Here is a 297-nt window from a genome sequence, read left to right as displayed (position 1 = left end):
CGCCAGCGGGTTGGTCTGGTCCATGAACTGGGAGAGCTGGGAGCTGCCGAAGAACTCCTTGATGGCGGCGATCACCGGACGAATGTTGATCAGGGCCTGCGGCGTGATCTGGTTCTGATCCTGGATCGACATGCGTTCGCGGACCACGCGCTCCATCCGGGACAGACCGATGCGGAACTGGTTCTGCAGCAGTTCGCCCACGGAGCGGAGACGGCGGTTGCCCAGGTGGTCGATGTCGTCGGTCGAACCCACGCCGTGCAGCAGGTTGATAAAGTAGTTGATCGCAGCCACGATGTC

General features: G+C 62.0%; 1 protein-coding gene. It reads right to left on the bottom strand.

What is annotated here, in order from left to right:
- A partial coding sequence (locus tag LD028_RS08720) for a hypothetical protein (protein WP_237811580.1) occupies positions 1 to 297 on the bottom strand: 297 nt, incomplete at both ends.

Origin of the sequence: Anoxybacillus sp. LAT27, assembly GCF_022030075.1 — a bacterium.
Classification (GTDB): Bacteria; Bacillota; Bacilli; order Bacillales; family Anoxybacillaceae; genus Anoxybacillus; species Anoxybacillus kestanbolensis.
Note: the sequence above shows the minus strand (reverse complement) of the source record. Positions and strands in the feature narration are given on the sequence as shown.